The sequence below is a fragment of the Promicromonospora sp. NPDC050880 genome (assembly GCF_044456525.1).
Lineage (GTDB): Bacteria > Actinomycetota > Actinomycetes > Actinomycetales > Cellulomonadaceae > Promicromonospora.
In genome coordinates this window covers 299,154-326,146 of record NZ_JBITFV010000001.1, presented here as the reverse complement: position 1 = coordinate 326,146, position 26,993 = coordinate 299,154, and the positions used below count along the sequence as shown (strand labels likewise).

The 26,993-nt window shown below is 74.6% G+C and carries 23 protein-coding genes; 11 read left to right on the top strand and 12 right to left on the bottom strand.

Features of this window, described 5'->3' with window-relative positions:
• Positions 1 to 24: 24 nt before the first annotated feature.
• From ACIBBF_RS01545 to ACIBBF_RS01525, 5 genes are all read right to left on the bottom strand, one after another.
• A complete protein-coding gene (locus ACIBBF_RS01545; RefSeq protein WP_397409769.1) occupies positions 25 to 3,114 on the bottom strand; it encodes a glycoside hydrolase family 38 C-terminal domain-containing protein in 3,090 nt (1,029 codons plus the stop codon).
• Positions 3,115 to 3,163: 49 nt separating this feature from the next.
• Positions 3,164 to 3,970, bottom strand: coding sequence for a carbohydrate ABC transporter permease (locus tag ACIBBF_RS01540; RefSeq protein WP_397409767.1), 807 nt, complete (start codon positions 3,968 to 3,970; stop codon positions 3,164 to 3,166).
• 13 nt (positions 3,971 to 3,983) lie between these two features.
• The gene (locus ACIBBF_RS01535; protein ID WP_397409765.1) at positions 3,984 to 4,859 is read right to left on the bottom strand and encodes a carbohydrate ABC transporter permease; all 876 of its coding nucleotides are present in this window, start codon (positions 4,857 to 4,859) and stop codon (positions 3,984 to 3,986) included.
• Positions 4,856 to 6,157 (bottom strand): ABC transporter substrate-binding protein, encoded by a 1,302-nt coding sequence (locus ACIBBF_RS01530; RefSeq protein ID WP_397409763.1) that lies wholly within the window; start codon positions 6,155 to 6,157, stop codon positions 4,856 to 4,858. Before ACIBBF_RS01530 ends, ACIBBF_RS01535 begins: the two co-directional genes overlap by 4 nt.
• A gap of 174 nt (positions 6,158 to 6,331) precedes the next feature.
• On the bottom strand, positions 6,332 to 7,327 hold the full coding sequence (locus ACIBBF_RS01525) for an ROK family protein (protein WP_397409761.1): 996 nt from the start codon (positions 7,325 to 7,327) through the stop codon (positions 6,332 to 6,334).
• A gap of 149 nt (positions 7,328 to 7,476) precedes the next feature.
• Between ACIBBF_RS01525 and ACIBBF_RS01520 the strand changes: the two genes are divergently transcribed.
• From ACIBBF_RS01520 to ACIBBF_RS01510, 3 genes are all read left to right on the top strand, one after another.
• The gene (locus ACIBBF_RS01520; protein ID WP_397409759.1) at positions 7,477 to 9,237 is read left to right on the top strand and encodes a class I mannose-6-phosphate isomerase; all 1,761 of its coding nucleotides are present in this window, start codon (positions 7,477 to 7,479) and stop codon (positions 9,235 to 9,237) included.
• A gap of 2 nt (positions 9,238 to 9,239) precedes the next feature.
• Positions 9,240 to 10,499, top strand: coding sequence for a mannose-6-phosphate isomerase, class I (gene manA, locus ACIBBF_RS01515; protein WP_397409756.1), 1,260 nt, complete (start codon positions 9,240 to 9,242; stop codon positions 10,497 to 10,499).
• Between the two features lie 91 nt (positions 10,500 to 10,590).
• Positions 10,591 to 12,855 carry a trypsin-like serine protease gene (locus ACIBBF_RS01510; RefSeq protein WP_397409754.1) on the top strand — a complete coding sequence of 755 codons (2,265 nt, stop codon included), beginning with the start codon at positions 10,591 to 10,593 and terminating at the stop codon, positions 12,853 to 12,855.
• Positions 12,856 to 13,043: 188 nt separating this feature from the next.
• Here the strand turns inward: ACIBBF_RS01510 and ACIBBF_RS01505 are convergent, their stop codons facing one another.
• Both ACIBBF_RS01505 and ACIBBF_RS01500 read right to left on the bottom strand, forming a co-directional pair.
• Positions 13,044 to 13,655, bottom strand: coding sequence for a MerR family transcriptional regulator (locus ACIBBF_RS01505; protein WP_397409752.1), 612 nt, complete (start codon positions 13,653 to 13,655; stop codon positions 13,044 to 13,046).
• A gap of 9 nt (positions 13,656 to 13,664) precedes the next feature.
• Positions 13,665 to 14,540, bottom strand: coding sequence for an SDR family NAD(P)-dependent oxidoreductase (locus tag ACIBBF_RS01500; protein WP_397409750.1), 876 nt, complete (start codon positions 14,538 to 14,540; stop codon positions 13,665 to 13,667).
• A 118-nt stretch (positions 14,541 to 14,658) separates the two neighbouring features.
• Here ACIBBF_RS01500 and ACIBBF_RS01495 point away from each other — a divergent pair, with 118 nt between their 5' ends.
• Together ACIBBF_RS01495 and ACIBBF_RS01490 are read left to right on the top strand one after the other, a co-directional pair.
• Positions 14,659 to 15,684: an ATP-binding cassette domain-containing protein gene (locus ACIBBF_RS01495; RefSeq protein WP_397409748.1), complete on the top strand. Its 1,026-nt coding sequence runs from the start codon at positions 14,659 to 14,661 to the stop codon at positions 15,682 to 15,684.
• Positions 15,681 to 16,487 carry an ABC transporter permease gene (locus ACIBBF_RS01490; protein WP_397409746.1) on the top strand — a complete coding sequence of 269 codons (807 nt, stop codon included), beginning with the start codon at positions 15,681 to 15,683 and terminating at the stop codon, positions 16,485 to 16,487. Before ACIBBF_RS01495 ends, ACIBBF_RS01490 begins: the two co-directional genes overlap by 4 nt.
• Positions 16,488 to 16,495: 8 nt before the next feature.
• Here ACIBBF_RS01490 and ACIBBF_RS01485 read toward each other — a convergent pair whose 3' ends face one another.
• The 3 genes from ACIBBF_RS01485 to ACIBBF_RS01475 all read right to left on the bottom strand — a co-directional run bounded on the left by ACIBBF_RS01485 (position 16,496) and on the right by ACIBBF_RS01475 (position 17,974).
• Positions 16,496 to 17,089 (bottom strand): TetR/AcrR family transcriptional regulator, encoded by a 594-nt coding sequence (locus ACIBBF_RS01485; protein ID WP_397409744.1) that lies wholly within the window; start codon positions 17,087 to 17,089, stop codon positions 16,496 to 16,498.
• A 92-nt stretch (positions 17,090 to 17,181) separates the two neighbouring features.
• Positions 17,182 to 17,544 (bottom strand): YciI family protein, encoded by a 363-nt coding sequence (locus ACIBBF_RS01480; RefSeq protein WP_397409742.1) that lies wholly within the window; start codon positions 17,542 to 17,544, stop codon positions 17,182 to 17,184.
• Positions 17,545 to 17,611: 67 nt separating this feature from the next.
• On the bottom strand, positions 17,612 to 17,974 hold the full coding sequence (locus ACIBBF_RS01475; RefSeq protein ID WP_397409740.1) for a cupin domain-containing protein: 363 nt from the start codon (positions 17,972 to 17,974) through the stop codon (positions 17,612 to 17,614).
• Between the two features lie 83 nt (positions 17,975 to 18,057).
• Here ACIBBF_RS01475 and ACIBBF_RS01470 point away from each other — a divergent pair, with 83 nt between their 5' ends.
• Together ACIBBF_RS01470 and ACIBBF_RS01465 are read left to right on the top strand one after the other, a co-directional pair.
• Positions 18,058 to 19,056, top strand: coding sequence for a DUF5937 family protein (locus ACIBBF_RS01470; RefSeq protein WP_397409738.1), 999 nt, complete (start codon positions 18,058 to 18,060; stop codon positions 19,054 to 19,056).
• Positions 19,057 to 19,132: 76 nt separating this feature from the next.
• Positions 19,133 to 19,861: an SDR family NAD(P)-dependent oxidoreductase gene (locus ACIBBF_RS01465; protein WP_397410663.1), complete on the top strand. Its 729-nt coding sequence runs from the start codon at positions 19,133 to 19,135 to the stop codon at positions 19,859 to 19,861.
• Positions 19,862 to 19,925: 64 nt separating this feature from the next.
• Here ACIBBF_RS01465 and ACIBBF_RS01460 read toward each other — a convergent pair whose 3' ends face one another.
• Positions 19,926 to 21,923 (bottom strand): BTAD domain-containing putative transcriptional regulator, encoded by a 1,998-nt coding sequence (locus ACIBBF_RS01460; RefSeq protein ID WP_397409736.1) that lies wholly within the window; start codon positions 21,921 to 21,923, stop codon positions 19,926 to 19,928.
• Positions 21,924 to 21,956: 33 nt separating this feature from the next.
• Between ACIBBF_RS01460 and ACIBBF_RS01455 the strand changes: the two genes are divergently transcribed.
• Positions 21,957 to 22,868, top strand: a complete 912-nt coding sequence (locus tag ACIBBF_RS01455) for an alpha/beta fold hydrolase (RefSeq protein WP_397409734.1) — start codon at positions 21,957 to 21,959, stop codon at positions 22,866 to 22,868.
• Here ACIBBF_RS01455 and ACIBBF_RS01450 read toward each other — a convergent pair.
• Positions 22,822 to 23,814, bottom strand: coding sequence for a DUF389 domain-containing protein (locus tag ACIBBF_RS01450; RefSeq protein WP_397410661.1), 993 nt, complete (start codon positions 23,812 to 23,814; stop codon positions 22,822 to 22,824). The genes ACIBBF_RS01455 and ACIBBF_RS01450 overlap by 47 nt on opposite strands.
• 132 nt (positions 23,815 to 23,946) lie before the next feature.
• Here ACIBBF_RS01450 and ACIBBF_RS01445 point away from each other — a divergent pair, with 132 nt between their 5' ends.
• The 3 genes from ACIBBF_RS01445 to ACIBBF_RS01435 are packed head-to-tail and all read left to right on the top strand — an operon-like array spanning position 23,947 to position 26,989.
• Positions 23,947 to 25,392, top strand: a complete 1,446-nt coding sequence (locus ACIBBF_RS01445) for a hypothetical protein (RefSeq protein ID WP_397409733.1) — start codon at positions 23,947 to 23,949, stop codon at positions 25,390 to 25,392.
• Positions 25,386 to 26,636: a molybdopterin-dependent oxidoreductase gene (locus ACIBBF_RS01440; RefSeq protein ID WP_397409731.1), complete on the top strand. Its 1,251-nt coding sequence runs from the start codon at positions 25,386 to 25,388 to the stop codon at positions 26,634 to 26,636. Before ACIBBF_RS01445 ends, ACIBBF_RS01440 begins: the two co-directional genes overlap by 7 nt.
• Positions 26,633 to 26,989: a hypothetical protein gene (locus ACIBBF_RS01435; RefSeq protein ID WP_397409730.1), complete on the top strand. Its 357-nt coding sequence runs from the start codon at positions 26,633 to 26,635 to the stop codon at positions 26,987 to 26,989. The genes ACIBBF_RS01440 and ACIBBF_RS01435 overlap by 4 nt, the downstream gene beginning before the upstream one ends.
• Positions 26,990 to 26,993 lie beyond the last annotated feature (4 nt).

Genomic DNA, 26,993 nt, shown 5'->3' with positions numbered 1-26,993 from the left:
CGGTTCGCGGGCCGGGCGGCCCGTTCAGGCTGTGGTCAGCACGACACCCACCGTTCCCTGCGGGTCCATGGGCACGTCGATGCCGTCGGGCGTCACCGCGAGGTCCGCGACCCGGTCGCCCAGGTAGGTCGCCGTCGCGGCGGAGGCGACCTCGACGCCCGGGCGCAGCCGGACCACGAGGGGCTCCTCGGCGTAGGACTGGAGCCGCACGAGGCTCTCGCCCTCCCGGCCCGTGGCGGTCACAGCGACGAGCCGCACCCGGTCGTCGTCGAGCCGGAGCAGCGACCGCCCGGCGTGGTCGACGGCGGGGGTGCCGGGACGGGCGGTGGCCAGCACCCCGAGCACGGGGCGGGTCAGCTCGGCGGCCGTGCGTGCCGCGAGGGCCGCGGTGCTGATGTCCTCCCCGGCGCGGCGCACCCCGATCGCGTACCGGAACGAGGTCTCGAAGCCCTGCTCGGCGGGGAAGTTGGTGTCCCAGACGTTGTTGTGCACCCAGGAGTAGACGGTGGCGGGCTGCCGGGGCGCCATGCTCTCGGGGAACGGGGCGTACGGCAGGGAGACGACCTCCGGGTGCACCAGCGGGGCGTCGGCGGTCACCCAGGCGACGGCGAGCTCGTCGTCGTCGAACGACACCCAGTCGCGCACGGCCCGCATGTGCTGGGGCGCGCCGGGAACCTGCGGCAGCCCGGGTCCGGTGAGGCCACCGGTGATCTCGTAGCGCACGCGGGGTTCGGGCACGGCGAAGGGGAAGGCCAGGTAGGCGCTCTCCTTGGTCATGGTGGCGGGCTTGGCGAGCCGGTTCTCCACCTCCAGACGGGCGGCGCCCCGGGGCAGCACGAGCGTGACGCGGACGTGGTGCACGCCGTCGGCGGCGTACTGGTAGGTCAGGCGTTCCTCGACCGGGGTGCTGACGCGTTCCACGAGGTGGCTCGGTCCCGCCGTCGTGCGGCTGCCGAGCAGCTCCAGCTCGTCGGACACCGTGGTCTTGTTGGACTGGTGGTTGTACCCGCCCGCGGTGGTGTACGTGTCGTAGACGTAGCCGTTCATGCCGACCACGGCGTCCTGGTCGACGATCTCGCGGCCCGTCGCCTTGTCGAGGACGGAGGCCACGCAGCTGCGCCCGAGGTCGACGCGGACGCGCAGGTGCTCGTTCTCGAGCACCAGCGGGTCGGCGACGTCGGGCAGGGCGGCCGGCGGCGCCGCGCGATGGACGGTCAGCCGCACCGAGCCGAGCGCGGGCACGTCGGGCACGTGCACGCGGACGAAGCGCCCCGCGGCGCGGTTCTCGGGGGTGGTCTGCGGCACGGTCTCGCTCGGCAGGGTCGCGCCGGTGCGGCTGTCACGCACCAGGAGGGGTTCGTCGAGCGGCACGCGGCTCTCCCGGACGAACAGCGAGACCGTGGTGGTCCGCGCGAAGCCCGCGGTGTTGACGGCGTGGTAGGTGCTGTCGGCGTCGGGCTCCTCGCGCAGCAGCGCACCGAGGCGGGCGGAGGCGTGGTCCAGGAGCAGGTCGGCGTCGTCCCGGGCCGCCAGGGCACGGGCGTACTTCCAGTGCCACTGCTCGCTGCCGGACTCGCGGCCCGTGTCGGCGTGCGTCCACGGGTCGGAGGCGCCCCAGGTGTGCTCGTTGAACAGGGAGACCGACGAGTAGACGGCGGCGGAGCGCTCCGTCTCGGCGGGCACCCCCGTGCCGCCGAGCAGCCGTTCGATGCCGCTGACGGTCTGGGCGTCGGCGAGCGTGGCCTGCGCCTGCCGGGTCATGGCCTGCGGGCGGGCGGCGCTGCCCACGCCCTCGACCCACCAGTCGCCCCAGTCACCGGTCAGCGTGGGCACGTCGTCGCCCAGGCGTTCCTCGGCGGCGCGGAAGAAGTCGGCGTTGGTGGAGGTGCGCAGCCGGGGGTAGGCCCAGGTCTCGTTCCAGCGCTGGACGATGTCGGCGTGCACCACGCTCGCGGGCGCGTTGTCGCTGTGCCGGCCGAGCACCCGCAGGTGCAGCACGTCCCACGGGTAGGGCTCCCGGTCGGTCACGGCGGGCCCGTGCCAGCCGAAGGCACCCGGCGCGTACGGGTAGGAGTTCGTGGCGAGCGCGGTCAGGTACGCGGGCAGCAGCTCGTCCACCAGGTCGTACGACGTGGTGAACCCGAGGTTGGCACCCTCCATGTAGGCGAGCCCGTGCGGGGTGTCGGTCATCCAGACCAGCACGCTGCGCCCGGACGGCGCGCTCCACCGGAACAGCCGCGGCAGGTGCTGCCCGCCCTTGAGGTGGGGCACGGAACGGCCCGCCCAGTTGTGCGCCACGGACAGGTACCGCACGCCCTGCTGCGCGAGCGCGTCGGGCAGGCCCACCGGCTGGCCCGGCACGTCGGTCTGCATGGCCACGGGCATCTCGATGCCGTACCGGTCGCGCACGTCGCGCGACAGCCGCAGCAGCTCGTGCAGCTCGTCGGTGGAGCAGGTGTCCAGGTGCAGGTTGTACGGCAGGGCCGTGAGCTCGAGCTGTCCGCCGCGCACGTGGTCGAGGAACTCCTCGACGTGCGCGGCCGGGCGCGACCGGGCCCACTGCTCGAACGGCCACAGCGCCTCGGCCGACCAGCGGAACCGGGCCTCCTCCGGGCGGTCCTGCGTGGCGCGGGCCAGGTCCAGGCAGGAGTCGAGGAACGCGAGCTGGTTGCGCAGCACCGTGCCCTGCGGGTCGGTGTACCCGATGTCGAAGTGGGAGTGCTGCACCAGGTGGATGGACCACTCCCGCACCGGGACCTGCTCGAAGGTGAGCGTGCCGGGACCCAGGTCGGGCAGCTCCAGGGTGACGTCGGCCGGCGCGCTCACCGCGGGCAGCAGCACGCGCACCGACCCCGCCGGCCCGGGCAGCGTGCCGGGTTCGGTCGCGGTGCCCGACGGCGTCCGCAGCACCACCCGGCCCGGGGCGACGCCGTCGGTCTCGACCCGGACGCTCTGCAGCATGCCCGAGCCGGTGTCCCGGCGCAGCAGCGGTTCCGGGATCACCCGGACCCGGCGGCCGCCGAGCACGGCCTCGGCGGCGACGGCGCGGTCGACCATCTCGGAACGGGCTCGATCGAGCGACCAGGGGTGGTCCTTGACCAGTGCACGGCTCATCGGGAAGACACCAATCTCACGTCGGGTAGGGCAGGGCGAACGGGCGGGGCTACGGCGTGAGCCGCAGCGCGTTGACGAAGAACCGCTGGAACGACAGGAACAGCACCACCGTGGGCACCGAGGCCACGAGGCCGGCGGCGAGGATGACCGGCGGGCCCAGGCCGGAGTACTGGCCGTTGAGCTCGGCCAGCGCCGCCATGAGCGGGCGCACGTTCGGGCTCGTGGACAGCGTGATGCCGAACAGCAGGTCGTTCCACGTGGCGAGGAACTGGAACAGGAACGCCGCGACCATCGCGCCGCGCGCCAGCGGCAGGTGGATGCGCAGGAACATCGTGAACCAGCCGGCACCGTCGAGCTGCGCGGCCTCCCGCATCTCCTTCGGCGCCGTGGTCAGGTAGTTGCGCACCACGAAGAACGCGAACGGCACCGCGAGCGCCGCGTAGATCAGCACCATGCCGTACTGCGTGTCGTACAGGGAGGTGGCGGCGTACGCGTTGAACAGCGGCGACAGGAAGACCTGCAGCGGCAGGAGCGTGCCGGCGTAGATGAGCCAGAACCAGAGCACCGGGCGGCGCACGGGCATGACCACCACGGCGAACGAGGCCAGGGCGGCCACCACCACGGCGATGAACGCGGAGCCGGCGGAGTACAGCAGGGTGTTCCACATCGCCTGGCCGATGTCGGCCGTGCGGAATGCCGTGGCGATGTTGTCCGCCAGGGCGAACGAGGTGAACCACCAGCGGGGTCCCACGTACTCGTCGGCCGCCGTGAAGGCGTTCACCACCACGAGATAGGTGGGCAGCAGCCACAGCAGTGCCACGGCCACCAGGAGTGCGTTGCGCAGACGTCGGGTCATCGCGGGCCTTCTCTCAGTCGTCGGAGCGCAGCTGGCGCCGCAGGTAGATCCAGGACGCGGCGAGCACGATCACGGTGAGCACCACCGCGACGGCGGCGCCGTAGCCGTACCGGCTCAGGGTGAAGGTCTGCCGGTACATCGTCAGCGCGAGCGTCTCCGAGGCGGTGCCCGGGCCGCCGCGGGTGAGCAGCCAGACGATGTCGAACGTCTTGAGGCTGCCGACCAGCGAGATGCCGATCACGACGATGCTGATCGGCCGGAGCTGCGGCAGGATCACGTCGCGCAGCAGCCGGAACCCGCCGGCGCCGTCGAGCCGGCCCGCCTCGATGGTCTCGGCGGGGATGGCCTGCAGACCCACCAGGAACAGGATCATGTTCGCGCCGGTGGCCTGCCACGTGGTGGCCAGGATCATCGCGACCGTGTTGGTGGGCCACTCCAGCAGCCACGGCTGCTCCAGCGCCGACAGGCCCAGCAGACCCAGGATCGCGTTGACCCCGCCGTCCGTCTGGAGCATGAAGTTCCACAGGATCGCGGTGACCGATCCCGACAGCGCGTACGGCAGCACCACGGCGAACCGCGCGAACCGGCCCCAGCCCGAGCTGTTGGTCGCCACCGCGATGAGCAGGCCCAGCAGCACCGGCAGCAGCAGGGTGCCCAGGGTCCAGATGCCGGTGTTCAGCAGGGACCGCAGGAACGACTCGTCGGTGACCAGGGTCGCGTAGTTGTCCAGGCCCACCCAGGTGCGCGACAGGCCGTCGTCGCTGAAGAAGCTGCGGTACACGGTGAACAGGAACGGCAGCACGAGCAGGGCGCCGACCAGCGCCACGGCGGGCGCGACGAACAGGGCGGCGGGGCCACGGGTGGCCCACGGGGCGGCACGGTTGCTCACAGCGACCACATCTCCCACTCGACGTCGGCCCGTTCCTGCATGCGCGCCAGGGTGGTGCGGGCGCTCGCGGCGGAGGGGGCGGCCATGAACGCGCTGAGCTCCTGGACGTTGCCCTCGATGAGGGCGGGCGGGGAGGCCTCCCAGTAGCGCGTGGCCAGGACGGGATCGGCCTGCGCGACCTGGCGCGCCAGGTCGCGCACGGGCTGGACCGGCGGCAGCGCCGCGGTGTTCGCGGACAGGTCGTTGAGGAAGTCCACCCACACCTGCTGGGCGTCCGTGCTGAGCCAGTCGCCGGCCACGGCCAGCGCCTCGGACCTCTTGTGGGCGTTCTCCGACACGGCCAGGGCCCCGCTCTCCGTGACGACGGCGGCCGGGGCGGCCGGGTCGACCTGCGGCAGCAGGAACAGCCCGAACGTCTCCTCGTCGAGCCCCGCCTGGGTGTAGCTGGCGGCCTGCCACGTGCCGTAGAGGTTCATGCCGACGGTGCCCTCCGCGAACCGGCCCGGCGCCTCCTGCACCGCGAAGTCGGGTGGCGAGAACAGGCCGCGGTCGTACAGGTCGGCCCAGAGCGCCATGGCCTCCTGCGCGGTGTCGTCGGTGTAGGAGGCCTCGCCCTCGGTGAGTGCCCGGTAGAAACCGGGGTCCAGGCCGTTGACGAGCTGCTGGAACCAGATGAGCGACTCCCAGGTGGTGGCGCCGCCGCTCCCGATGGGCACCACGCCGCCGTCGCGCAGGGCCTCCGCCGTGGCGACGAACTCGTCCCAGGTGCGGGGAACGGTCAGCTCGAGCCGCTCGAAGGCCGGCTTGCTGTAGAAGATCGCGTAGTACGACTGGTAGAGCGGGATGGCGTAGGGGCGGCCGTCGTGGCTGAAGCTCTCGCGGGCCGCCGGGGAGACCCAGCCCTGGCGCTCGGCGTCGTCCCAGATCGTCGACAGGTCGGCGAAGATGCCGGACCGGGCGATGTCGCGCAGGCGGTAGCCGTTCCACCACTTGACCAGGTCGGTGGTCGAGTCGGTGCGGGCCGACATGCGCACGAGCTGCTGGTACCCGCTCACGTCCGGCACCGCCCGCACGGAGACGCCGTGGCCGGTGCGGGAGCGGAGCACCTTGCCGATGCTCTCGAAGCCGGGCGCCCAGGTGGGGTTGTCGTTGGTGAGCGTCACGTCCGTGCCGGACGCCGCCCGGGTCAGGGTGCCGCGCGCGCACGACGACAGCACGGCGGCGGCACCGAGACCCGCGCCCAGGCGCAGGACGGTCCGCCTGTCGACCATCGCTCGGGGCAGCGTCTTCGCTGGCATTCGGACCTCCTGGTCTCGTCGCCGGCTCCGGCGCCGGCGAGCATGATGTTCGGAATGGTATCGATACCAACGCCGTCGGAGCAAGGCTGGCGGGGGCACTCCCTGGTGAAGGACGGTGTCATCGCAGGCCAGAGCCCACAACGCGGCGCCGGTTGACGAGCGTCCCTGGTATCGCTATCGCACGAGGCCGTCGGCCGACCCCTCCGCCGCGCCCCGCGCCGCGACCGTCGCACCCAGCAGGCTCGCCCTCTCCCGCGGCAGCACGCCCACGCGCACCTCGGGCGGGCGCGCCATCGCCGCGGCGAGGCCCGCGACCAGCGGCGGGAACAGCAGGTCCGAGGAGGCCGCCATGGAACCGCCCACGACCAGCCGCTCCGGCGCGAACGCCGTCAGCCAGGGCGCCAGCGCGCCGGCCAGGGTGCGCATGGCTCCCTCCAGCGCCCGGACGGCGGCGACGTCGCCCGCCCGCGCGTGCCGGGCGATGTCCACCACGTCGACGTCCCGGCCCGTGCCCGCCCGGTAGGTGAGCCGCAGCGCCCGCCGCGAGACCACCTCCTCCAGGGGTCGGCCGGCCACCCGCACCACGTGGATGTTGCCGTCGGCCGGGACCAGCGGCCCCGTCGTGACACAGCGGCCCCGGTCGACGAACGCCGACCCGACGCCGGTCCCGAGCGTCACGGCCACGACGCGGGCGGCGCCCGACCCGGCCCCGGCAGCCCACTCGCCCAGGCCGAAGGCCTCCGCGTCGTTGACGAAGCGCACGGTCACGGGCGCCCGGCCCCAGCGCGCGGCGAGCTCGCCGCGCAGGTCGACGCCACGCAGCGCGGCGAACTTGTCGACGCCACGGAAGTCGCCGATGCCCCGCTCGTAGTCGAACGGCCCCGGGATCGCGACCGCCACAGGCCCCGTCGCCGTCGCCGCACCGGCCGCCCACGTGCGGCGCACGCAGTCCGCCACGGCGTCGAGCACCTCGGCCGCGGGCGCGGCCGAGTCGAGCGGCACGCGGTGCTCGTCGCGGACCCGCCAGCCGGCGTCCACGGTGGCGGCCGTGACGTGCGTACCGCCCACGTCCACGGCCGTGCCGAGCAGGTCCGCGCCGCCGTCCCGCCGGTCCGGCGGGACGGTTTCCGGCCGCAGCGGCGCCCGCGGCGTGGGCTCACGAGACGTCATCAGCTCCCTTCCCGGCGGCCGCCTCGGTGCGCCCCGCCCGTGCCTGGACGGCACGGATCGATGATGACATAGTCTTGGTATCGTTACCAGGACGAGCTTCCGAACCGGACCGCGCCGCCCTGGTTCGTCCGACCCGTAGAGAGGGCCACATGCGCATTCCCCCATCGGCCGCACCGCACCGCTACGACAAGGCGCCCGTGGTCCGGGTGCCCGGAACGCACCAGGCCTGGCGCGGCGACGGGGTCTGGGCGGCCCTGGCCGAGCACGCGGCCGGCGGCACGATCGTCGTCGACACCTACCCCGCGAGCGACGTCGACGCGTACGTCAGGGAGATCGAGCGTGCCCTGCCCGCCGCGACGGTGGTCGACGTCGAGCGGGCCGCCGCGCGCAGCCCCGAGGACATCGAGGCGCTGATCGGCGACAACCTGACCGACGACCGCGTGTTCGGCGTCATGTCGCACCGCACCCTCGACGCGCTCTACGACCCCGCTCGCCTCGACGAGGTGGCCCGCCGGGTCGCCGACGCCGACGGGCAGGTGGTGCTGGTCGGCTGGGGCGCCTCGCTCGTCCCCGCGCCGGCGGCCACCCTCGTGCTGGCCGACCTCGCCCGCTGGGAGATCCAGCAGCGGTACCGGTCCGGCCTGCCCAACTGGCGCGCGGCGAACGGGTCCGACGACGCGCTGCGCAAGTTCAAGCGGGGGTACTTCGTCGAGTGGCGGCTCGCCGACCGGCACAAGCGGCAGCTCTTCGAGCGCATCGACTTCCTGCTGGACGCCAACGTCTCCGTCGCCGACGCGAAGCTCGTCACCGGTGACGCCTTCCGCGCCGGGCTGGCCGCGGCGACCGCCGGTCCCTTCCGGGTGGTGCCGTTCTTCGACCCCGGCGTCTGGGGCGGTCAGTGGATGAAGGACGTGTGCGACCTGGACCCGGCCCAGGAGAACTACGCCTGGTGCTTCGACTGCGTGCCGGAGGAGAACAGCCTGCTGCTGGCGGTGGGCGACGAGGTGGTCGAGATCCCCGCCATGGACGCCGTGCTGGCCCGGCCGGTGGAGCTGCTGGGTGAGCGGACCTTCGCCCGGTTCGGCGCGGAGTTCCCCATCCGGTTCGACTTCCTGGACACCATGGAGGGCGGCAACCTCTCCCTCCAGGTGCACCCGCTGACCGACTACATCCAGCGCACCTTCGGCATGCACTACACGCAGGACGAGAGCTACTACCTGCTGGACGCCGCCGACGACGCCGTCGTCTACCTGGGCATGAAGACGGGGGCCGACCCCGAGGCGATGGCCGCGGACCTGCGCAGCGCCCGGTCCGGCGCGGTGGACTTCCCCGTCGAGAAGTACGTCAACTCGTTCCCCGCGAAGAAGCACGACCACTTCCTGATCCCCGCGGGGACCGTCCACTGCTCGGGCGCCGACTCGATGGTGCTGGAGATCTCCGCCACCCCCTACATCTTCACCTTCAAGATGTGGGACTGGGGCCGCGTCGGGCTCGACGGCGTGCCCCGGCCCATCCACCTGGACCACGCCCTGGCCAACGTCCAGTGGGACCGGGACACCGAGTGGACCGCCGAGCACCTCGTGGACCGCGTGGAGACCGTCGCGGAGGGGGACGGCTGGCGCGAGGAGCGCACCGGGCTGCACGAGCTCGAGTTCATCGAGGTGCGCCGCCACTGGTTCACGGGCCCGGTGGACCATGACACCGGCGGCACGGTCAACGTGCTCAACCTGGTCGAGGGGTCCGCGGCCGTCGTCGAGAGCCCCGACGGGGCGTTCGAGCCGTTCGTGGTCCACTACGCCGAGACCTTCATCGTGCCCGCCGCCGCGGGCCGCTACCGCGTCCGGCCCCTGGGCGGCGAGCCCCGGCACGCCACCGTCAAGGCCTTCGTGCGCGGCACGGAGACGAGGTAACGGTGCTGCTGCGGGTCACCAACACGCCACGCGACTACGCGTGGGGGTCGCGGACCGCGATCGCCCGGCTCACCGGCCGCACCCCCAGCGGGCGGCCCGAGGCCGAGCTCTGGCTGGGGGCGCACCCGCTGTGCCCCAGCCGCGTCGTCGACCCGGACCGGGCGGGCGGCCACGCGACCCTCGACGCCTGGATCGCCGCCGACCCGGCCCGTGCCCTGGGCGCGGACCGTGCGTCGGACGAGCTGCCGTTCCTGCTCAAGGTCGTGGCGGCCGAGGCTCCGTTGTCGATCCAGGTGCACCCCGACGCCGTCCGCGCCCGTCAGGGGTACGACGACGAGAACCGCCGCGACGTGCCCCTGACGAGCCCCGCCCGCGTGTACCGGGACGCCCGGCACAAGCCGGAGCTGGCCCTGGCCCTGGACGGCCCGTTCGACGCGCTGGTGGGCTTCCGGCCGCTCGGCGCCACCCGGCGGCTCGTGGCGGAGCTGGCCGGGGCGGCGCAGGAGCACGAGCTGACGGGCACGGACCGGCTCGCCCGCCTCCTGCGCACGCTGGACGACGCCGTCGGCGGGGGAACCAGCGCCGGTGGCGACGGGGACCACGAGCCCGTGCTGCGTCGCCTGGTCGGGCGGCTCCTGGCCGGCGACGAGGATGCCGGCCACCTGCTGCCCGTCGTGACGGAGGCCGCCCGGAAGGCGCCCCGCGGGCACGGCCTCGACGCGGAGCTCGACACGCTCGTGGACCTCGCGGCGGAGCGGCCGGGCGACGCCGGGATCCTGGTGGCGTTGCTCCTGAACCGCGTGACGCTCCGCCCCGGCGAGGCCGTCTACCTCCCGCCGGGCACCGTGCACGCCTACCTGCGGGGCATCGCGGTCGAGGTGATGGCGGCATCGGACAACGTGGTGCGGGCCGGGCTCACCGACAAGCACGTCGACGTGACCGAGCTGCAACGGCTGGCGACGTTCCGGGTCACCGGCGACCCCCGGCTCGCCCCGGTGCGGACGGCGGACGGTGCGGAGCTCTTCGACCCTGGTGTCCCGGACTTCTCGCTGGCCACGGTGGCGGCGCCCGACGCCGGCCGCGCCCGGGTCGGCCTGGCCGGTCCGGCGATCGCGCTGGCGCTGGAGGGCGAGGTCAGGGTCGCCGGGCAGCACGAGGCCGCGGTGCTGCGCGCGGGCGAGTCGGTGTTCGTCACGCCCGACGAGCGGACGCTCGCCGTCACCGGACGGGGCCGCCTGGCCGTAGCCGGCTCGGTGACGTAGCGAGCAGCCCCGGCCTGCGCTGCAGGTTCCTGCACCCCGGACCGTCCTCCGCATGGCATCCTCCGGACACTTCACCCCAGAGGAGGCATTCGTGAGGTACTTGAGGCGTCGTGCGCCGGGTTCGGCCACCACGACGGCACGCAGCACATCCCGGCGCGCCGTGGCCGCATCGGCGCTGGCCGCCGTCACCCTGGCGTCGTTCCATGCACCCGCCGCGCTCGCGGTGGTCGGCCCCGCCGAGACGTCGGCGGCCGACTTCGCGGTCCGCCTGGACATCGGCGTCGACGAGGCGACCAACCGCGCCTGTTCCGGCGCACTGGTCGCCCCCGAGTGGGTCCTGACGGCGGCCAGCTGCTTCGCCGACGACCCGGCGGCCGGGCACGACGTCGCCGCTGGTGCTCCTCCGGCGACCACCACCGCGACGATCGGGCGCGGTGACCTGACGACGTCGGAAGGCGAGGAGCGTGCTGTCGTCGCGCTGGTGCCGCACGAGTCGCGGGACCTGGTTCTGGCGCGTCTGGCCGGGTCGGTGGCGACGGTGGTCCCAGCGGTGGTCGGCACCGCCGCCCCGGCGGCCGGCGAGCAGCTCACCGTCCCGGGCTACGGGCGGACGGCGACGGAGTGGTCGCCCTTGCAGCGGCACGTCGGCACCTTCGCGGCCGGCACGGCCGTGGGCGGGGACCTACCGATCTCCGGGGTGGCCGGCGCGGCGGTCTGTGCGGGTGACACCGGCGCACCGGTCCTGAGCGGTACGGGCGCGGGCACCGCGCTGGTCGCCGTCGCCACGCGCTCGTGGCAGGGCGGCTGCTTCGGGACCGACCCGGCCGAGACCCGCACGGACGCGGTGGCATCGCGGGTCGACGACGTCCGCGGCTGGGTCGGCGCCACGACCAGGACCGCACGCATCGTCGACTTCAACTGTGACGGCATCCGCGACGTCGCCGTCGCCGACCCGGCCGCCACCGTCAACGGCTCGGCCCGCGCCGGCCTGGTGCGCATCGTCTACGGCGGTGGTGCGGGGACCACCGAGATCCGGCAGGGGCTGAACGGGATCGAGGGCGGCCCGGAGACCGACGACCGGTTCGGGTTCAGCCTGGCGACCTACGACAGGAACCTCGACGGCTGCACGGACCTGGCCGTCGGTACGCCGTACGAGCACCTGGACGACGCCGCCGGCGTCGCGCAGGCCGACACCGGCTGGGTCCAGGTCGTCTACGGCGACCGCGCGGGACTGAACAGCGGACGGGCCGGCACGACCTACGTGCAAGCCGCCGGCGACGGCCAGCTGGCCACCGCAGCGCGCGAGGCGGGAGACCTGATGGGCTACGCCCTGGCCGCCGGGCACACCGGTGACGGCACGCCGTTCCTGGCGATCGGCACGCCGGGCGAGGACGTCGGCAGCAAGGCCGACACCGGAGGCTTCTTCTACCTGCAGGGCGACCGGCCCGCGAAGGCGGTGAACCAGGACTCCAGCAACTACGGCGGCGCGGCGGACCCCGGCGACCGGTTCGGCGCCTCGATCGCGGCCGACTCCCACCACCTGGCTGTCGGTGCCCCGAACGAGACGATCGGGAGCGCGACCGCTGCCGGCTCGGTCCACCTGCTGAGCCACACCCTGGACGCCACCGGTGTCCCGGCCTATCAGGCGGTGCTGAACCAGGACAGCGATGCCGTCTCCGGCGGCTCGGAGTCCGGGGACGAGTTCGGCGCGGCGCTCGACCTGATCGAGTACCGCCCGTCCGCGGGGACGACGTCGACCGACTCGCTGCTGGCCGTCGGATCGCCGGGCGAAGGTCTGGTGAACGCGGGCACCGGCCAGAACCGGCCCGACGCCGGCCGCGCCGTGGTCTTCCGGGTCACCCCCGGCGGGTCCTGGAGCGAGGTCGCCAACATCGAGCAGAACCAGCCGGGGGTGTCCGGCGACCCGGAGGACGGCGACCGGATGGGGGCGTCCGTCGCGCTGGCGAACACGGACCCGGCAGGCGTCGGGACCGCCGAGACCGTGCACGTGGCAGTCGGCGTCCCGGGAGAGACGGTCGGCGGCGTGAGCCGCTCCGGCCTGGTCCAGGTCTACTCCCCGCTGGGCACGCTCGCCGGCACCGAGTTCCAGCTGGTCGCCGGGACGGGCAGCCTGCCCGGGACCGCCGGCGCCGAGCAGCACCTCGGGAGCGTCCTGCGCGGCACCGGTACCCACCTGTACGTGGGCATGCCCGACGGGCCGGCCACCTACGGGGCGGTCCACGCGGTGCCCTGGGGCAACCTCACCGCGGGCGGGAGCGCGGCGGTGACCACCTACCAGCCCGGTTCCGGCGGGCTCCCGGCCGCAGGAGCGGCCTTCGGGTCCGCCGTCCGCTGATCGCACTGCGGGCCGAGGAGCCCGCCGAGCACGAGGTCCGTCAGCGGGTCGTGGTCGTCGGCGTCGTCCGGCCTCCCCGCCGCCGCTCGCGCGGCGGCGGGGAGGCCGGACGGCGCCGTGATCAGGAGGTGGAACGGGGGGTGCGGTTCCCGGACTGACACCGGCCGCCGGGGCCGCGCCCCGGCGGCTCACGACCCGGTGGCCTTGCGCGCGGGGTCGCGGACACCCGGGGACAGCACGTCCGGCCCCGTCGCCCCGCCGTAGGTGGCGATCTTGTGCTCGGTGGCCACCAGCGCGAGCGTCAGCTCTCGGATCCGGCGGCGGATCGTGTCACGGTGCTCCACCAGCAGGTCCAGACGCTCGGGCTCGGTCTGCCGCCCGGCGTCCACCAGCGCGACGTAGTGCTGCAGGTCGCGCATCGGCATGCCCGACAGCCGCATCCGGGTGACGAACACGAGACGGCGCAGCGCCGCGACGTCGTACACCCGGTAGCCGGCGGCGTCGCGGTCCACCTCGACCAGGCCCGCGCCCTCGTAGTAGCGCAGCGTGTGCGGCGAGACGTCGAGGTGGGCGGCGGCCTCCGCGATCGTCATGGGTCCGGTCGCCTCGTCGACGTCGGCCAGGGCGTGTATCGCCTCGACCGACGGCGCGCCGTCCTCGCCCAGGGCGGCGAGCGCCCGCGCCGTCAGGTCGTCCGTCGCCCTGCCGGACGCCGGGCGAGCAGCCGTGCCGGAGCCCGTGCGAGACGCCGTGCCGTGAGCCGTACCCGAAGTCATCCCCGAAGCCGTGCCGGAAGCCATTCCCGAAGCCTAGGCGCCGGCCCGGAAGGCGCGGACGGCCGGGGGCAGGCCCGGGAAGTCGGCGGACTCGCTCGCGTGCGCCCACGTCTCCACCTCGTCGAGCGCCGCAGCGTACGTGCGGCGCAGGTTGCGCACGGCCTCGGCGCCCAGCGGCAGGCGCAGCGGGGCGTCGGCCGCACCGAGCACGTCGCGGACCACCGCGGCGGCCCGGGCCGGGTCGCCCTCCTGGACGCCGTCGGCACCGGCCAGGTCGGCGCGGACGGCTCCGGTCACGGCGTCGTACGAGGCGTCGGGCTCCGCCGTGCGGAGCTCGGCGTTGAACGCGGTGCGGAAGCGGCTGGGCTCCACGATCAGCACCCGGACGCCGAACGGCGCGACCTCGCCCGCGAGGGCCTCCGACCAGCCCTCGAGCGCGAACTTGCCCGCGGAGTAGCTGCCCACGGTGCGGAACGACAGGCGCCCGCCCTGGCTGCTCATCTGCACGATCGCCCCGTCCCCCCGCTCCCGCATGCCCGGCAGCACCGCGCGGACGTAGGCGGCGGGACCGAACAGGTGCTGGTCGAGCATGTCGCGCAGCTGGGCGTCGGTGATCTCCTCGGCGGCGCCGACCTGTCCGCCACCGGCGTTGTTCACGAGCACGTCGATGCGCCCGAACGCCGCCAGCGCCCGTTCGACGACGCCGGCGGCCGCGCCCGTGTCCCGCACGTCGTGCTCCACGGCGAGCAGCCGGTCGCCGTACCGCGCCCGGAGCGTGCCGAACCGGTCGGCGCGGCGGGCGGTGCCGACCACGCGCTCGCCGGCGCGCAGCGCCGCCTCCGCCAGGGCCAGGCCGAGACCCGAGGTCGCGCCGGTGATGAGCCAGGTCCTGCTGGTGTCTGTCGTCATGCCACGGACGCTAGGGATTCGAGCGCGCTCGAAGGCAAGCCGGGCGGCGCTTCGAACGACGCCGAATCCGATTGAGGCCCTGTGCCCGCAGTGCCACAGTGGAACCCGGGAGGATCACATGTCCCAGTCGCTCGCCGTCGAGGCCCGGGGCCTCGTCAAGCACTTCACCAGCCGCAGGTCCGTGACCAAGGCCGTGGACGGCATCGACCTGTCGATCGCCGAGGGCAGCGTCTTCGGCCTGCTCGGGCCCAACGGCGCAGGCAAGACGACGGTGGTGCGCATGCTCGCCACCCTCCTGCGGCCCGATGCCGGGACGGCCCGCGTGCTCGGGCACGACGTCGTCCACGACGCCGACGCCGTGCGCTCCGCCGTCGGTCTCACCGGGCAGTACGCCTCGGTGGACGAGGACCTGACCGGTACGGAGAACCTGATCATGCTGGCGCGCCTGTACGGGTTCACGCCGGCCGCGGCCCGGCGCCGGGTGCAGGGCCTCCTGGAGGCGTTCGAGCTGGCCGACGCCGGGTCACGCCAGGTCAAGACCTACTCCGGCGGCATGCACCGCCGCATCGATCTCGCCGCCTCGCTCGTGCTCGCCCCGCGCGTGCTGTTCCTGGACGAACCGACCACCGGCCTGGACCCACGCAGCCGCAACCAGGTGTGGGACATCGTCCGCGTGCTCGTGGACGACGGCGCCACCGTGCTGCTCACCACCCAGTACCTGGACGAGGCGGACCAGCTCGCGGACCGCGTCGCCGTCGTCGACCACGGCAGGACCATCGCCGAGGGCACCGCGAGCGAGCTCAAACGGTCCGTCGGCGAGGGCGCCGTGCACCTGCGCGTGGCCGAGGTGGCCGACCGCGCCCGTGCCGCGGAGATCACCGGACGGGTGCTCGGCACGGAGGTCACCTTCGACTCCGACCCGCACGCCCTGGCCGCCCGGGTGCCCGACGACGGCGGCGTCGCCGTGTCCGGCCTGCTGCCCGCCCTGGTCGACGCCGGGATCAGCGTGCCCGAGCTGACCCTGGGCCAGCCGAGCCTCGACGAGGTGTTCCTCGCCCTCACCGGCCAGCCCCTGCCCGAGGACGAGGAGCCGGGCCCGGACCGCGACCCCGACCCCCGCCGGACCTCCGAGGTGCCCCGATGACCACGACCCTGCGCGACGCCGTCGCCCTGACCGACCGGCCCACCCGGCCGTCGGCGCTGTCGACCACGCTGACCTTCGGCTGGCGCGCGTTGCTGAAGATCAAGCACGTGCCCGAACAGCTCTTCGACGTGCTGGTCTCACCCGTGATCTTCACGCTGATGTTCACGTACCTGTTCGGCGGGGCGCTGGCCGGCTCCACGCAGGCGTACGTGCAGTTCCTGCTGCCCGGCATCCTGGTGCAGACCATCCTGTTCGTGACCATCTACACCGGCTACACGCTCAACAACGACATCTCCAAGGGTGTGTTCGACCGGTTCCGCTCGCTGCCGATCTGGCGGCCGTCGCCCGTGGTGGGCGCCCTGCTGGGCGACACGGTGCGGTACACGATCGCCTCGGTGATCACGATCGCGCTGGGCCTGCTCCTGGGCTTCCGGCCCGACGGCGGCGTGCCGGGGGTGGTGCTCGGCGTCCTGCTCCTGCTGGTGTTCGCCTTCGCGCTGAGCTGGAGCTTCATCATCCTCGGGCTGCTGGTGCGCTCGCCCAACGCCGTCATGGGGATCTCGATGCTGGTGCTCATGCCGCTGACGTTCGCCTCCAACGTGTTCGTCGATCCGGCCACCATGCCGTCCGGCCTGCGGGCGTTCGTCGAGATCAACCCGGTGAGCCACCTGGTCACGGCGGAGCGGGGCCTCATGGCCGGCGACCCGGACGGCACGGAGATCCTGTGGGTCCTGGTCGCCTCCGTGGTGCTCACGGCGGTGCTGGGCCCGATCGCGATGCGGATCTACCGCACCAAGACCTGAGCCCGCCCTCACGTCGCGGTGAGCCCGCGTTCGAACAGGTCGACGAGCACGGCGGCGTACGCGTCGGCGTCGAGGTCCGGGTCGTCGTGCATCGCCTGCTGGTACCCCTCCACGGCGCACAGGATGGTGTGCGCGGCCCACTCCACGGGCACCGGCCGGAACACGCCCGACTCACGGCCCGCGCGCAGCACGCCGAGCAGGGGGGCGCGCAGCAGGCCCTCGTCGAACGCGGCCGGCTCCCCCGGCCGCTTCCAGCCCGCGGACAGCCGCCACAGGGCGTCGACCTCGTCGCGGTGCGTGTCCTGCCAGCGCACGAACGAGGTGAGGTAGGCCGTCAGGCCCTCCGCGGGCCCGTCCGCCCGCGCGACGGCGCGCTCGATCGCGGCCACGCAGTCGCCCAGGGCCGCGTCGCTGAGCACCGTGAGCAGCTCGTCCTTGTCCGCGAAGTGGTAGCTGATCATCCCGGCGCTGGACAGGCCCGCCTCCGTGGCGATGCGGCCGAACGACGCCTTGGACAGTCCCTCGCGCGCGATCACCCGGACCGCGGCCTCGACGATCTGGGCGCGGCGGGCGGTGGTGGTGAAGGACGGGCCGGTGCGCATGACTAGATCTAAGCACCGGGACGGACGAGCGCGGCGGCCCCGGCGTCGTCCGCCGGGGCCGCCGCGGCCTACCGCGCTGCCTGGTGAGCGGCCTACTGGAGGCCGCGCACCTCGATCCGGGACTGGAGCGCGGCCGAGGCCCGCTCGGCCCAGCCGACCGCCGCCTCCTCGTCCGCCACGTCGATGATCCAGAACCCGCCGACGTACTGCGTGGCGTCCACGAACGGGGCGGCGACGCGCGTGGTCTCCTCGCCGGTGGCGTCGACGGTGATCGCCGTGGAGGGCGGCAGCAGGCCGCCCGCCGACACGAACGCACCCGACTCGTTGAGCGCGGTGTTGAAGCCCTCGACGGCGGCCATCACTGCCTCGAGCTCCGCGGGATCCATCTCCTGCATCGACTCCATCGTCGGTTCGTCGGCCGTGTCGTGCGGGACGGTCAGGAAGTACTGGGCCATGGTCGTGCCTTTCTGTCTGGTTGAGCTGAAGTTAGGTCACCTGAGCAAACCGAGCAAGGAAAACAGCTCAGTCCTCGGGGGCGAATTCCTGGATCATCACCGCCGACGCGTGGATGCAGACGATCCGGAGCGTCCCGGTTCCCGTGTTGGTGAAGCGGTGCCACGTGTCGGCCGGGGCGACGGCGGTGTCGCCCGCGCGGGCGACGAACGTGCGGTCGCCGACCACGATGGTCGCCTCGCCCTCCAGCACCGACCAGGTCTCGTCGTACGGGTGGCGGTGCAGGGCCGGGCCCTGCCCGGGGTCGGACGTGACGAGGAAGAACGACACGTTCGACCCGTGCGCGGCCCCCTCGAAGCGGAGGGTGCGGCTCTCCCCGATCCGGATCGCGTCGGCGGGGATCGGGGCGGGGACGGGAGCGGTGGTGGTCATGGTCTGGTCCTCTCTGCGGAGCGGGTGGTGCGCTGATGTGCCCACCCTCCGTCGTGCCGCGCACCGCTCGCTACGCTTTCGACGTGGATCGAAAGTTCGTGGAGTTCCGCCTCGGGTCGAGCGACATCTCGGCCGTCCGGTTCGGCATCTCCCCCGGGCACGAGCTGGTGCACGCCCTGCGCACCATCCTTCGCCCGCAGGGCTCGCCGCTGCACTGGGGGTGGTTCCGCGACCTGCGCGCCAAGCCGGCCGGCGAGTCGTTCCGCCTGATGGCCGTGATCTGCGGGGTGGACGGCTACATGCCCGACTTCCTCACCGCCACGCCGTCGGGCGACATGACGCCCGAGGAGGAGGCCGAGCGGCTGCGGCACGTGCCCGACGAACGGCTCACGTTCGACCTGGAGAAGATGGTGCTCCGTTCCACCGGTGCCCGTCAGCAGGAGATCCGCGAGCTCATCGCGGCGCCCGACCGCGCCCGGGCGATGATCGTCGAGGCGTGGCAGGAGGTGTGGGACGCGCTGCTCGCCCCCGTCTGGCCGCAGATGCTGCACCTGCTCCGGGCCGACATCGCGGTCCGCGCCCGGCGCAGCAGCGAGAACGGGCTCGCCGACATGGCGAGCACCCTGCACTCCACGGTGACCTGGGCCGACGAGATCGTCCGGGTGCAGATGCGCAAGCACGAGGAAGTGGTCGACTGCGGCGGCACCGGCCTGGTGCTGGTCCCCTCGGTCATGATGAACGCCCGCGGCTGCGCCGTGCTCACCGAACGCCCGGCGCAGCCCACGATCTTCTACCCCGCCCACGGGGTGTCCGAGACCTGGCACCGCGGCCAGGCCGACGCCGAGGCCGCCCTCACAGCGCTGCTCGGCGCGGCCCGCGCCCGCCTCGTGCTGGAGCTCCAGCAGCCGCTGTCGACGTCCGAGTGCGCCGCCCTGACCGACCTCGCGGTGTCCACCGCGTCTCACCACCTCACCGTGCTGCGCGACGCCGGCCTGATCGACAGCCGCCGCAGCGGCGTCCGCGTGCTGCACACCCGCACGCCCCTGGGCGAGGCGCTGGCGGGTACCTCCGGCACACCCTGACGGCCGGGCCCGGCGGGCCCGGTTCGCCCGGGCAGGCTTCACCGTGCGGCCTAGGATCAGGAGCATGACCGATGCGATCCACCGGATCCTCGTCACAGGGTCCGCCGACGGACTGGGCCGTCTCGCGGCCGAGGCGCTCCTGGACCAGGGGTACGAGGTGGTGGTGCACGCGCGGAACCCCGGCCGGGTCGAGGCCCTGCGCCCGCTCCTCGACCGGGGCGCCGACCTGGTGGTGGCCGACCTCGCCGAGCGCGACGCCGTCCGCGACCTCGCCGCCACGCTGGCCGGCGGCGCCCCGCTCGACGCCGTGATCCACAACGCCGGGGTGTGGAGCGGCCGGGCCGTCATGCCGGTCAACATCGTGGCCCCGTACCTGCTCACCGCTCTGCTGCCCGGCCCGCGTCGCCTGGTCTACCTGAGCAGCGGCTCGCACTTCACCGGGCGCCCTGAGCTCGACGGCATCGACTGGCAGGGCCGCACCCCCGGCTCGTACGGCGACAGCAAGCTGTTCGTCACGGCCCTGGCGGCCGCCGTCGCCCGGCTGCGGCCCGGCGTGCCGAGCAACGCCGTGGACCCCGGGTGGGTACCCACGCGGATGGGCGGGGCGGGTGCCCCCGACGACCTCGAGCTGGGCCACCGCACGCAGGAGTGGCTGGCCACCAGCGACGACGCGGAGGCGCGGACGACCGGCGGCTACTGGTACCACCAGGAGCGCGAGGAGCCGCACCCGGCGGTCCCCGACGTCGCGTTCCAGGACCGGCTCCTGGCGGCGCTGGCCCGCGAGACCGGGACGCCGCTCGGCTGACGCCCCGGCCCGTGCGTGACGGCAGGTCGGCCGCGCCGGACGGCGGCCGGGAGGAAGCCCACCGTCACCCGGCGAGGAACCGTGCCAGCACGTCCAGGTGGTCCCTGACGGGGCCGGCCGTGAGGACGCCGCTGCCCGCCGCCACCTCGGCGGCGGCCGGGAGCAGGGCGGCGTGGGCGCGTTCGGCGACCCGCCGGTCGCCCACCGCGACGGCCGCGCGGCCGGCCAGCAGCCACAGCGTCTCGGCGAGCAGCCCGGGCGGTGGGTCCGGGAGCCGGCGGACGGCGACCGCCGCGTCCGCACCGCGCGCGAGCAGGAGGTGGGGTTCGGCCCAGGGGGCGTAGGGGCCCCACGTGTCGCCGGCGGCGCGACCGCCCGGGTCGTCCCCCGCGGCCGTTCCCGGCCCGGCGCCGGTCGGCATTCGGGCCGGCAGGCCGCGGCCCACCCGCAGCGCGAGCAGCGAGAGCGGCAGCAGGCCGTCGGCGAGCCCGGGCATGCCGGAACCGTCGAGGGTCGCGGCGGCGTCGCGGTAGGCCCGGTCCGCGACGTCGACGGGTGCCCCGGTGGCCGCCGTCCGCAGCGCGGCGAACCAGCGGGTGAACACGTCGACCAGCGGCCGCTCGTGGCGCCGGCCCAGCGCGGCGACGTCCTCCGCGTGGCGCCCGGCCGCCTCCCACCGCCCGAGCGCCGACAGCGCCTGGAGCCGGACCAGGTGCCCGAGGATCTCGAACGTGGTCAGGCCGTGCCGCGCCGCCAGGAACACCAGCTCGGCGCCGATCTCGTCGCGCTCGGCCGCCAGGCCGGTCCGCTCGAACCGGGTCAGGTACCGGCCCGCCAGCGCGAACGCGAGCACGCCGGGGTCGCCGGTCCGCCGCGCCAGCTCCTCCGCGCGGCGGGCGGCCTCGGGTCCACGGGGCCCGGGCAGACCGCGCGACTCGACCGCGACCGTCGCCAGCAGCCGTGCGCGGACGGCGTCGGGCGCGTCCTGCGGCAGGGCCGTGAGGGCACGCTCCGCCGCGGCGACCAGCTCGGCGGCGAGGCCGGCGTCGTCCGACCGGGTCCAGGCGCCGGGGACGTCGAACGCACCGATCACCCGGGCGGTGAGCTCGGGGTCGCCGAGCTGTTCGGCCGCGTGGACCGCCGCGACCCGCTGCGCGCGAGCCGCGGCCAGACCCTCACCACCGGCCAGGGCGAGGGTGCGCAGGAGGGTGGCCGTGGACTCCAGCCGCGTGCGGGCGCCGGCCGCCACCACGCGGTCGTAGGCCGCGGTGGTGTCCCGCCAGACGTCGTCCCCCGCCGCCGGCGGCCCCGCCCCCGCGTCGTGCCGGAGCACCGCGGACTCCAGCGCCGCGAGCCGCGGGCCGGGGTCCACGCCGAGCTCACCCACCAGCAGGGCACGGGCGCGGCGCAGCACCGCGAGCGCGTCCGCCTGCCGCCCCGACCGGTACAGCGCCAGCGCGAGCAGGCGCCACCCCTCCTCGCGCCAGGGATGCTCGGACACGTGCGCGTCCAGCCCCGGTACGACGTCGGCCACCTCCCCCAGGGCGATGCGCGCCTCGGCCCGCCGTTCGACGGCGACCAGGCGGAGCCCGGCCAGCCGCGCGCGCTCGGCCACGGCCCAGGGCTCGTCCAGGCCGGCGTAGGCGGTGCCGCGCCAGGCGTCGAGGGCCTGGTCGAGCGCGGCGCGCGCCGTCGCGGGCGGCTGGTCGCGCGCACCGCTCACCGCCGCCTCGAACGACCACGCGTCGACGGCGACGGCGCGCAGCGCGTACCCCGGGCCGTCGGTCACCAGCAGGCGGGCCGGGGTGCGCGCCGGCCGGTCCGGCTCGATCCCGCGGCGCAGTGCGGCCACGAAGGTGCGCAGCGCGGCGAGCGCCCCCGGGGAGGGGTCCGGCCACAGGTCCTCGACCAGCCGGCCGGCCGTGACCACGCGACCGCGTGCCACGACCAGGCGCGCGAGCACCGCCCGTTGCCGGGGGCCGCCCAGCACGGCCTCGGCCCCGCCCACCCAGGCGGTCACCGGGCCGAGCACGCCGATCCGGACGTCCGTACCGTCACTCATCATCTGCTCATCCACGTCCGGGAGATTCGGGGCATGACACCGAGAATCCCTGAGTTCGACTACCAGCGCGTCGCCGTGGGCGACATCGTCCTCAACGTAGCCGCCGGCGGCTCAGGCAGCCCGGTCGTGCTGCTGCACGGCTTTCCGCAGACCCACCTCATGTGGCGGCACGTCGCCACGGACCTCGCCCGCGACCACCGGGTGATCGTGCCTGACCTGCGCGGGTACGGCGCGAGCGACAAGCCCGCCGAGCACGACCGGACCACCTACGCGAAGCGCACCATGGCCCAGGACGTGGTGGACCTGGCACGAGCGCTCGGGCACGAGACGTTCGCTCTGGCCGGTCACGACCGGGGCGCGCTCGTCGCGGTCCGGGCCGGTCTGGACCACCCCGGCCGCGTCACCCACCTGGCCGTGCTCGACGTGCTGCCCACCCTGGACATGTGGGACGTGCTGCACGGCGCGGACGCCGCCGTCGCGTTCCACCTGTACCTGATGGCGCAGCCGCCCGGCCTGCCCGAGCGGATGATCGCCGCCGCGGCCGACGACTTCTTCGGCTTCTTCCTCGACGCGTGGGGCACCGGGCCCGACGCGATCCCGGCCGACGTGCGGTCCGAGTACCTGCGTGCCTCCCGTGCGGCGGTGCCCTCGATCGTGGCGGACTACCGGGCGTCGGCGGGGATCGACGTCGAGCACGACCGGGACGACCGGGCTGCCGGACGGCGGCTGACCATGCCGGTCACCGTGCTCCAGCAGGACTGGGGCGCCGCGCTCGGGTACGACGCGGCCGGCCTGTGGTCGGCGTGGGCCACGGACCTGGAGCACCGCACCCTGGACGCGGGCCACTTCATGGCCGAGCAGTCACCGCACGAGGTGGTGGCCGCGCTGCGCGCGCTCCTCACCCGTCGGCAGGACCGCGCGCAGGCCGGCCGGCAGAACCGGTAGCGGTGACCGGCCGCTCGACCTGCCACCGTGGCCGCAGGTGCCACCACGTCCGCTGGATCACGAGGCACACCACCGCGCCCGCCACGATCATGGCGACATTGATGGCGAACTGGGCCAGGGACCCCGTGGCCTCCTCACCGACGCCGTAGGCGAGGGCCACGGCCGCGTTGCCGACAGCCGGCACCGTGGTCACCGAGATCAGGACCCCCACGAGCACGCCGGCCCGGCCGGTGGTCAGCGAGATCATGCCGGCCGCGCCGGCGAGGGCGCCCACCACCCAGCTCAGGGCGTCGGGCGCCCAGATGAACGAGGTCTGCGGGCGGTCGGCCAGGAGCGTCGACTGGTCGGCCAGCCCCCAGGCCTGCAGCAGCAGCGCCATGCCGACGGACGCCACGAACCCGGCCGCGAACCCCGCGCCGAGCGTCGCCACGGCCCGTCCGACGGTCCGCCAGCGCCGGCCGACGAGGGCCACGGAGATCGCGGCGAGCGGGCCGAAGTCGGGGCCGGTCACCATGGCGCCCACGATCAGGATCGGCTGGTCGAACAGCACGCCGATCATGCCGATCGTGGTGGCCAGGGCCATGAGCGCGAGGTAGCCGAGCGAGGCCCGGGACTCGGACTCCGTCCGGTCCACGACCTCGGGCCACACGAGCGCGTCCTCCGAGAGCCCCGGCGTCACGGCCTCCGCACGCGTGGCGTGGTGCGACAGGGACGTGTCGACGGTCTCCACGGCGACGGACCCGTCGCGGTGCAGGCCCATGTCGGTCAGGCGGTCCAGGACGGGGCTCAACCCCTCGCGGGCGACGTCGGCCATGACCACGTCCCCCGGCGGGTCCACGGCGCAGTCGGGGAGCACGACGACGTTGGTGGTGGCGGGGTCGGAGCGCAACAGGTCCACGACGTCCGCCGTGGTGCCGGAGGGACTGACCACACGCAGGTGCTGCATCACGCGGTCACGGTACCGGCATCCGGTGCCGTCGGAGGCGCGTCGGCGCGGGGCCGTCAGGGATACCCATCGTCAGCCTTTCGTCAGGTCGTCCGGACCCCGTGGGCGACGGCCGGACGCCACGATGGAACCGTGACCCCCACCCCGCAGCCCGAGACCGCACCGGCGGCCGGACGGCGCCCCGCCGCCCTGCCCCCGGTCCCGCGCGCGACCTGGTGGGAGCGCCGCGGACCGGTCCTCGCGGTGTCCGCGTGGGCGGTGTCGGTCCCCCTGCTCTGGCTCGTCGGCGCGCTCCTGCGGTACGGCAGCGACGTGCCGCTGCTCACCGGGGCCGAACCCTTCGTGGGGCACTGGGTCGTCCGGACGGGGCCGGGAATCCTCGCCGCGGTCGTGCTCCTGGTCGCTGTCGTCCGGTACGGCCCGGGCCTCGCGGCGCGCCTGCCCTGGCGGGTGCTGCTGCTCGTCTCCTGGGCCGCCACCGCCGCCTGGGCGGTGGCGCTGGCCGTGATCACCTCGTGGAACGAGCTGACGGCGCCCGTCCGCGGGGAGCACGAGTACCTGCCCGCCGTCCCGCGGGCGGCCGCCGACCCCGCGGCCTTCCTCGCGGGGTTCGTCGACCACCTGCCCGACTACCCGATCCACGTGCGGGGCCATCCGCCCGGGCTCGTGCTGCTGCTGGCCGTGCTCGACCGCGCCGGGCTGGGCGGACCGGGCTGGGCGACGGCGCTCTTCGTCCTGGCCGGGGCGGCGGCGGTGCCCGCCGTGCTGGTCACGCTGCGGGCGCTCGACCTGGGCCGGGCAGGTGGGACGATCCCGGTCGCGACCGCCGAGGGCACCGCCCGCGCGGTCGTGCCCGCCCTGGTGCTGGCACCGGCCGCGCTGTGGGTGGCGACGTCGGCCGACGCGTTCTTCGCCGGGGTGCTCGCCTGGGGCGTGGCGTTCCTGGCGCTCGCCTCCCGTCCGGGCAACGGCGGCGCGCGGTGGGTGTACGCGGTCGCGGCCGGTCTGCTGCTGGGTGCGTGCCCGCTGCTGTCCTACGGCCTGCTCCACATGGGGCTGATCGCCCTCGCTCCGCTGCTGCTGACCCGCCGGGTCGCCCCGACCGTCGTGGCGGGCGTGGTCGCGGCAGGCGTCGTGGTCGCGGCCGGGCTGGGCGGGTTCTGGGTCTGGGACGGCATCGCCGCGACCCACGCGGTCTGGGCGCCCGTGGGGAATGCCCGGCCCTATCTCTACTTCCTGCTCGTGGACCTCGCGGTCCTGGGTGCCATCACCGGCCCCGCGGCCGTCGGCGGGCTCACCCGCCTGCGGCGGACCGGCGCCGTCACCCGCGTCGTGGTGGGCCTCGCCCTGGCCGCCGCGCTGTCGGGAGCGCTGCTCGGGTTCGAGCGCGGCGAGGTGGAGCGCATCTGGCTCCCGGTGGCGTTCTGGGTCATTCCCGCGGCAGCCGGCCTCCGGGCGGCCCGCGGCGACCCCGCGGGTGCCACGACCACCGCGTACGGCCCCGTGCCCGCCGCCTGGCTGTGGGCGCCGGGCGGCCTGACCATCCTGCTCGACACGATCCTGGAGTCACCATGGTGAACCGAACGCTGTCCACCTCCCGCCCGCCCTGGTTGCGGGTGCCCGAGCCCGCCGACTTCCGCTCCCCCGTCCACGACGAACGCGTCGTGGCCCGGCTGGGGGCGTTCCTCGGCGCCGCGATCCTGATCCTGTTCGTCACGGGTCTGGTCTCGCACCTGCACCAGCACCCCGTGTCGTGGCTGCCGTTCGGCCCGGAGCCGGCCTGGGCGTACCGGCTGAACCAGGGCCTGCACGTGGCGGTCGGCTTCGCCAGCCTGCCCCTCGTCCTGGCCAAGCTGTACACCGTCTACCCGCAGCTCTTCGTGCGCCCGCCGCTGACCGGGTGGCGGCACGCGCTGGAGCGCGGCTCCGTGGGTGTGCTCGTCGCGGCGACCGTGTTCCAGGTGGTCACGGGGATCCTCAACGTCTTCAAGCTCTACGTCTTCGGGTTCGGCTTCACCAGCGTCCACTACGCCACGGCCTGGCTGGCGTTCGGCGCCGCCCTCGTGCACGTGGGGATCAAGCTGCCGATCGTGCTCCGGGCGTTCGCGGCGTCGGCGCGCGACCTGGACGGCCCGGGTGCCGGTCCGGACGCCGCCGGCGGTCCGGGCGCGCCGGAGGGCGAGGTCCCGGTACCTGCGGACACCGCCCCCGGCGCCGGGGCGACGCGCCGCGGCTTCCTGGGGTCGGTCGCGGTGGCCACCCTTGCGCTGACGGCCCTGACGGTGGGGCAGACCGTGACCCCGCGGCGGGCCATCGCGCTGCTCGCCCCGCGTGACCCGTTCGACGGCCCGCAGGGCCTGGCCGTCAACAAGACGGCCCGGGGCGCCCGCGTCGAGGAGCTGGCCACGGACCCGGACTGGGCGCTCGAGCTGGTCGGCCCCGCCGGCACGTCACGCCTGAGCCGCGCCGATCTGCTCGCCATGGCGCAGCACGAGGCGGTGCTGCCGATCGCCTGCGTCGAGGGCTGGAGCGCCTCCGCGCGGTGGAGCGGCGTCCGGCTGCGTGACCTGGCCACGCTCTGCGGCGGGCGGCCCGACGATCCCGTCCACGTGGTGAGCCTGCAACCAGCAGGCACGTCCTACTCGACGTCTGACCTGCCGGGCTCCTACGTCGCGCACGACGACACCCTCCTGGCGCTGACGCTGGCTGGCGAGGACCTCCACCTCGACCACGGCTTCCCGGCACGGATCATCGCGCCGAACCGCCCGGGCGTGCTGCAGACCAAGTGGGTCTCGCGCCTCGTGGTCGGGAGCGCGGCATGAGCGCGGCGACGGTGTGGTCGCGCCGGGTACTGGTCCTCGCCGGCACAGCCGCCATGGCCTGGTGGGTCTGGCTGGCTCTCACGTCGGTGCCGTCCCACTGGTGGCTGCCGTGGGGCGTCTGGCTGGCGGGTTCGGTGGCACTGAACGACGCGATCATCGCCCCGCTGGTCATCGTGCTGGGCTGGCTGGTGCTCGTCCGGCTGCCGGCGCTCGCCCGCGAGCGGTCGCGGGGCCGGGTCGTCGCGGAGGAGCCCGCACGCATCTGGGCGGGCGTGGTCCTGCGCGGCGCCGTCCTGGTGCTCGGGACGCTTCTGCTGGTCTGGCTCGTGGCGCTCTGGAGCGCTGCGCGCTGACGGG